The organism is Psychrobacter sp. UBA6739, assembly GCF_002453835.1.
Taxonomy (GTDB): Bacteria; Pseudomonadota; Gammaproteobacteria; order Pseudomonadales; family Moraxellaceae; genus Psychrobacter; species Psychrobacter immobilis_A.
Window position 1 is genome coordinate 1 of record NZ_DKHR01000012.1, and the last position, 5,087, is coordinate 5,087.

Annotated in this window: 7 protein-coding genes; 5 read left to right on the top strand and 2 right to left on the bottom strand. The window is 41.3% G+C overall.

What is annotated here, in order from left to right:
• Nucleotides 1-49 precede the first annotated feature (49 nt).
• The 3 genes from rpsD to rplQ all read left to right on the top strand — a co-directional run bounded on the left by rpsD (nucleotide 50) and on the right by rplQ (nucleotide 2,164).
• On the top strand, nucleotides 50-691 hold the full coding sequence (gene rpsD / locus B2575_RS03190) for a 30S ribosomal protein S4 (RefSeq protein ID WP_010196731.1): 642 nt from the start codon (nucleotides 50-52) through the stop codon (nucleotides 689-691).
• A gap of 80 nt (nucleotides 692-771) precedes the next feature.
• Nucleotides 772-1,785 carry a DNA-directed RNA polymerase subunit alpha gene (locus B2575_RS03195; protein ID WP_296240101.1) on the top strand — a complete coding sequence of 338 codons (1,014 nt, stop codon included), beginning with the start codon at nucleotides 772-774 and terminating at the stop codon, nucleotides 1,783-1,785.
• Nucleotides 1,786-1,804: 19 nt separating this feature from the next.
• On the top strand, nucleotides 1,805-2,164 hold the full coding sequence (gene rplQ, locus B2575_RS03200) for a 50S ribosomal protein L17 (protein ID WP_021813387.1): 360 nt from the start codon (nucleotides 1,805-1,807) through the stop codon (nucleotides 2,162-2,164).
• 78 nt (nucleotides 2,165-2,242) lie between these two features.
• On the opposite strand, the gene B2575_RS03205 is transcribed toward rplQ, so the two are convergent.
• A complete protein-coding gene (locus B2575_RS03205; RefSeq protein ID WP_270895572.1) occupies nucleotides 2,243-2,863 on the bottom strand; it encodes an L-threonylcarbamoyladenylate synthase in 621 nt (206 codons plus the stop codon).
• Nucleotides 2,864-3,081: 218 nt separating this feature from the next.
• Nucleotides 3,082-3,822 (bottom strand): elongation factor P hydroxylase, encoded by a 741-nt coding sequence (locus B2575_RS03210; protein ID WP_296240102.1) that lies wholly within the window; start codon nucleotides 3,820-3,822, stop codon nucleotides 3,082-3,084.
• Between the two features lie 185 nt (nucleotides 3,823-4,007).
• Here B2575_RS03210 and B2575_RS03215 point away from each other — a divergent pair, with 185 nt between their 5' ends.
• Nucleotides 4,008-4,601, top strand: a complete 594-nt coding sequence (locus tag B2575_RS03215) for a YceD family protein (protein ID WP_296240103.1) — start codon at nucleotides 4,008-4,010, stop codon at nucleotides 4,599-4,601.
• Nucleotides 4,602-4,938: 337 nt separating this feature from the next.
• On the top strand, nucleotides 4,939-5,087 hold a 149-nt coding region (rpmF, locus tag B2575_RS13585), incomplete at its 3' end, for a 50S ribosomal protein L32 (protein ID WP_414707413.1).

The following is a 5,087-nucleotide window of genomic DNA, read 5'->3' on the forward strand; positions in this document are numbered from 1 at the left end:
ATATTAAAGACGAAGCTTTTTATCCCAAAAGCTTATAGGAGACATAACAATGGCCCGCTATATTGGACCAAAACTCAAATTATCACGTCGTGAAGGCACGGACTTAGGTCTTAAGTCTGGCGTTAAACCATACGACGTAAAAACGAAAAAAGCTGGTCGTCCACCAGGTCAACACGGTGTAAGCCGTAACAAGACCTCAGAATATGCTTTACAGCTGCGTGAAAAGCAGAAAGTTAAGCGTATTTATGGTGTACTAGAGCGTCAGTTTGCTAATTACTATAAAGAAGCTGCTCGTAAGCGCGGTGCTACTGGTGAAAACCTGTTAGCCATGCTTGAGAGCCGTCTAGATAACGTTGTTTATCGCATGGGCTTTGGCTCAACTCGCGCTGAAGCACGTCAGCTAGTCAGTCATCGTACTGTTATGGTAAAAAAAGCTGGCCGTGATGAGTTTGTTCGTGTGAACATTCCATCAATTCAGTTGCAAGATGGTGATGTCATCGCTATCCAAGAGAAGTCTCGCGAGCAATTACGTATTAAAAACGCAATTGAGCTGGCTACCCAACGTGGTATTCCAGAATGGCTAGATGTTGACCACAGCAAATTACAAGGCACGTTTAAACAAGCGCCTGATCGTATTGATCTACCTGCTGAAATCAACGAAAGCTTGATCGTTGAGCTATACTCTAAGTAATGACGTACTGCTCGATGTCGTGAAAACGGCATTGAGCAATCAACGTTAATTAAACCAGTTTAATAAATCGAGGTGACATCATGATGCTAAATGCAACTGAGTTTCTAACGCCGAATGCCATTAATGTGGATACGGTTAATGAAACGATTGCGAAAGTCACGCTCGAACCGTTAGAACGCGGCTTTGGGCATACCCTTGGTAATGCCTTACGTCGCATCTTGTTATCTTCATTACCTGGTGCTGCAGTCATTGAAGCTGAGATTGATGGTGTTGACCATGAATACTCAACGCTTGAAGGGCTACAAGAAGATGTACTTGACTTGCTTTTGAATCTAAAAGGCTTGGCTATTACGCTTCATGACCAAAATGAAGTATTTTTGACCTTGGATAAACAAGGTCCAGGCACTATTACTGCTGCAGACATCGCGTTACCGCATAATGTAGACATCGTCAATCCAGAATTGGTGTTGGGTACATTGAGTGATCGTGGTCATCTTAAGATGCGTTTGCGTGTAGTAATGGGTCGTGGATATGAGCCAGCAAACCAGCGCCGTGAAGATGGTGATACTAAAGCAATCGGACGTTTAAAACTTGATGCAAGTTTTAGTCCTGTGCTTCGTGTTGCTTATCAGGTTGAGAACGCTCGTGTAGAGCAGCGTACTGATCTTGATCGTCTTATCATTGAGCTTGAAACTAATGGCACTATAGATCCAGAAGAAGCAATTCGTAAAGCAGCCACTATTTTACAACAACAGATTTCTATCTTTGTTGACCTAGAAGCTGAAGAAGCGCCTGAGCCTGTGAAAGAGAAAGAAGAGGTTGATCCGGTGCTANNGCTATTACGCCCTGTGGACGATCTTGAACTAACGGTTCGCTCAGCCAACTGCTTGAAAGCTGAAAACATTTACTATATCGGTGATTTGGTACAACGTTCAGAGACTGAACTTCTAAAAACCCCAAATCTTGGTAAGAAATCATTAACGGAAATCAAAGACGTACTAGCGTCTAAAGATTTAGAGCTCGGTATGCGCCTAGATAACTGGCCACCAGCTGACCTTCGTGTTGATGATCGCTTTTCTTATCGTAGCCGTTAAACTTTAAGGATTTTTGACTATGCGCCATCGTAAGAGTGGAGTCAAGCTGGGTCGTACCGGCAGTCATCGTAAGGCAATGTTTCAGAACATGACTAACTCATTATTTGAGCATGAACTGATCAAAACAACTTTACCAAAAGCAAAAGAGTTACGTCGCGTTGCCGAGCCATTAATCACTATGGCTAAAGAAGACAGCGTTGCTAACCGTCGCTTGGCATTTAGCCGTATGCGTAGCAAAGCTATGGTAGGCAAACTATTTGGCACGTTAGGTCCTCGTTACCAGACCCGCCCAGGTGGATATTTGCGTATCGTAAAATGTGGTTACCGTGATGGTGACAATGCGCCAATGGCATATGTAGAATTGGTTGATCGCGACTAATTTTATAATAAGCAAAAAATGTATATAAAAAAGCTCCAATTCAATTGGAGCTTTTTTTGTGTCTGATACTTGAGTCTATTACCGTAGTAGTGAATCTACATCCGCGGCACCTTGTCTGATAATTTCAGGCTGGCCACCAGTCATATCAACAATCGTAGTGAGCTTAGTAGTTTTTATACCTGCATTTATCAAAGCGTCAATTTGATTGCCTAATAAATCCTCAATCTCAAAGGGATCATCTAGTATGTCATCACGGTTAGGCAGTATTAATGAGCTGGTTAAGATAGGTTCATCCATGGCCTCTAAAAGCGCTTGCGCAATGGGGTTGCTAGGTACTCGAATACCGATGGTTTTTTTCTTCGCATGTGCCAATTTTTTTGGTACGTCTTTTGTGGCATTGAGGATAAAGGTGATGGGCGCAGGAGTAAGTGCTTTGAGCTGTTTAAATTGTATATTGTCCACTGCAGCATAGTTGGCAATTTCGCTTAAGTCACGGCAAAGCAGCGTAAATTGATGCTTATCATCAAGTTCACGAATTTGTTTGAGCTTATCGAGTGCATCCTTTGCCCCTAAGCGACAACCAAAAGCATAGCTGGTATCGGTAGGGTAGATAATGAGCTGGTCTTTACGTAACAGATCCGCCACTTGCTCAATCAGACGTGGCTGTGGATTTTCTGGATGAATATAAAATACTTGCATAGCAGTTCCTTATTTTATAATTATGGGTTTTTAAGTGTGAGGTTTTTGACTAAGTAGAACATTTGTGACGCGTACGCTTCTTTCACTAAGTTTACTAAAAAAGCATCATTGCCTTCTTAGTATAGCGCAAAGCCAATATAAGTTTGATTGCAAGCCGTTACTATGCGTAGACAATCGTTAACGCAAAAATGCCACACCTTTGCGCTGATATGCTGCTATTATTCTAGATCAGCTATAGAGACACTGAGTAAAGCGTGTAATAAAGTCTTAGCATCAGATGGCAATATATTGGGCTTAGCAATGTATTGTTGCACTTGTCGGTAGACGTCATTTGCGAATGTACTATTGCTCGTATCAAAGTCAGCAAACAAATTATCTTGTGACACCTCAAATGATCGTTCGCAAGCGAGAGTAAATAAACACTCTAACGCTTGTGGCTTAATCTCTACGCGCTCAAATGCTTGCTGCTGAGCGGCGGTACGCCCATCTGGTGCGTACCAGTAGCCAAAGTCAGGCAAACGTCTACGAGCCTCTCCGGCCACACACCAATGGCTTAATTCATGCAATGCGCTAGCAAAAAATCCATGAGCGAATTCAATTTTTGCGGGTTCGTTATTTTGTGCCGGAAAGTACTCTGGTTCCCCTTGTCCACGAACCAATCTAACGTTTTGATGAGTGAATAAATTATTGAATAATTGGATGAGCCAATCAGTAGCCGCTTGCTCGTATTTATTAACCAATGATGGAGTGCCATCTAAGCCTTTGATAGCAGCTAACCTTTCTAACCTTTGCCATTCACTTTTTACATCCTTTAAGCACTGATTGTTTTTAAGGTTCCACGAGTCAGTAGAAGAGGTATTCACACTACTGGTTAACGTAGTGAGACGTTGCAATAGTATCTTTGCTTCAAGTGAAGAAAGTAGGTTCGAGAAGTTAGGTTTATCATTAAACACATTCATAGGTAAAACACTGGTCAAATAAAAGATAAAAAGAAGAACTATCTTTGAATATAAATAGGAGAAATAAAGAGATGAAAATAGAGCTTATATCAAATAAATTTAACATACTAGCGCTAGCGTCGCTCAATGCTTTCCGTTAGTATGGCAGGCAATATTATACACCGTTTTGATGAATGAGGTCGCGCATGTCAAGCACTCCAGAAAGTAAACCGTCAGCAGGTTATGCTGATAATAAAAAAGCGCCTTTATCTACTAGTATGCCTGAATCTATTTCTTTGGATAAATGGGCAGATACTGGTTATGAATGGACAGGAGAGGTAGAGTCAAGCGCTTTCAAACGTCTTGCTGCTACCTTAGCTACCGAACATGAACAAGCAAACATCTCGCTTAATGCTAATCTGTATCGCCGCAATAATGTCTTACATTTGGCATTCACACTGACGGGTGAAGTTTGGTTAACCTGTCAGCGTTGCCTACAGCCAGTGGCTATCGATTTGTCTGATGATTATAATATTGCGCTACTAGAAGATGAGAGCCAAGCACGTTCAATCAATGATGAACAAGATTATTTATTACTTGATGAAATTATTACTGAGCCTGCACCAGAGCTTTTATTGCCATTCAAAAAATTGGTAGAAGATGAGATATTACTGAAGACGCCAATGTCGCCAAAACATAACGACTGTGAAATGACGGTAGAGCAATTTGGTGAGATTCCAGAAGAGGAAGAAAGCGAAAATCCTTTTGCTGCTTTAGCCTCGCTAAAAGGCAAGTTGTAATCTTATTAAGAGACAAGTCATATATCAATGTACTACTTAATAAATTTATGATACCTTTCATCAGCTTTCTACCAAAGAGTGAGAAGCAGGGCTTTATTAATCCGCTAAACATGCGTATAATGTCCCGTTTATTGCATTCTAGCAATCTGCTACTGGCAGATAGATGCTGATCTTGCAGACTAACTATAGATTTTAGACGTAATCAACACTTTAATACGTGGCAATCTATTTAACTAATGATGCGTAAGACTTAGGTTGTTGTGATTATATAGCCTCTGTCAGTGTCGATTAAAGCTGAATTTCAAGCTTATCCCCTTTTAAGTATAGGAGCTATATCATGGCCGTTCAAAAAAGTCGTAAAAGTCGTTCTCGTCGTGACATGCGCCGTTCACATCATCGTATGGAAATCGCTGAGATAAGCGTAGATGCTACCACTGGTGAAAAACATCGTCGTCATCACATGACTAAAGATGGTTTCTACCGTGG

What these genes read in the sequence shown, in the direction of transcription:
- B2575_RS03210 (WP_296240102.1), bottom strand. Translation starts at nt 3,822, where the DNA reads ATGAATGTGTTTAATGATAAACCTAACTTCTCGAACCTACTTTCTTCA.
- B2575_RS03215 (WP_296240103.1), top strand. Translation starts at nt 4,008, where the DNA reads ATGTCAAGCACTCCAGAAAGTAAACCGTCAGCAGGTTATGCTGATAAT.
- rplQ (WP_021813387.1), top strand. Translation starts at nt 1,805, where the DNA reads ATGCGCCATCGTAAGAGTGGAGTCAAGCTGGGTCGTACCGGCAGTCAT.
- rpsD (WP_010196731.1), top strand. Translation starts at nt 50, where the DNA reads ATGGCCCGCTATATTGGACCAAAACTCAAATTATCACGTCGTGAAGGC.
- B2575_RS03205 (WP_270895572.1), bottom strand. Translation starts at nt 2,863, where the DNA reads ATGCAAGTATTTTATATTCATCCAGAAAATCCACAGCCACGTCTGATT.